Origin of the sequence: Mesorhizobium sp. M2A.F.Ca.ET.067.02.1.1, from assembly GCF_004023285.1 — a bacterium.
Lineage (GTDB): Bacteria > Pseudomonadota > Alphaproteobacteria > Rhizobiales > Rhizobiaceae > Mesorhizobium.
Genome location: NZ_RZSB01001307.1, coordinates 1 through 748, shown reverse-complemented (window position 1 = coordinate 748; position 748 = coordinate 1). Strand labels below are relative to the sequence as shown.

General features: G+C 64.3%; 2 protein-coding genes. Both read left to right on the top strand.

Features of this window, described 5'->3' with window-relative positions; all coding sequences use genetic code 11:
* Positions 1 to 526, top strand: a 526-nt coding sequence (locus EOA28_RS37490) for a CoA ester lyase (protein ID WP_148671199.1), incomplete at its 5' end; no start/stop codon positions are given.
* 29 nt (positions 527 to 555) lie between these two features.
* A partial coding sequence (locus EOA28_RS37485; protein ID WP_128315927.1) for a DUF1737 domain-containing protein occupies positions 556 to 748 on the top strand: 193 nt, incomplete at its 3' end.

Below are 748 nucleotides of genomic sequence, written 5' to 3'. Positions count from 1 at the left end.
GGACAGCGTGAAACTATGGGCGATGATCGAGACGCCGAAAGCGCTGCTCAATATCGGCGCCATCGCCGAGCTCGGGCGCGATCCGGCTTCGAGGTTGGCTTGCTTCGTGGCCGGAACGAACGACCTGGTGAAGGCGACCGGCATTCTGGCGACGCCCGACCGTCGCTATCTGATGCCGTGGCTGATGCAGCTGGTTCTGGCGGCGCGGGCCGGCGGCCTCGACGTCATCGACGGCGTCGCCAATGATTTCCGCGACCTCGACGCTTTTGCCCGCGAATGCGCCGAGGGAGCCGCCATGGGCTTCGACGGCAAGTCGCTGATCCACCCGGCCCAGATCGAGCCGGCGAACCGCGCCTTTTCGCCGTCGCCCGAAGCACTTGCCGAGGCCCGTGCGATCCGGGATGCGTTCGCGCGGCCTGAAAATGCAGGCAAGGGGGTCATCGCGCTGGACGGCCGCATGGTCGAGCGGCTGCATCTGGCGCAAGCCGAGAAACTTCTGGCGAAGGCCGCGATCATCGGCGCATGATGCGCCGATACACATGATGGGTTCGAAAAATGAAACTCTACCGCTTTCTGTCCGGTCCGGACGATGCCACCTTCTGCCACAAGGTCACCGCCGCGCTGAACAAGGGCTGGCACCTGTTCGGCTCGCCGACCTATGCCTATGACAAGAAGACCAAGTCGATGCGCTGCGGCCAGGCCGTGGTGAAGGACGTCGAAGGCCAGGAATATACAGCCGACACCAAGC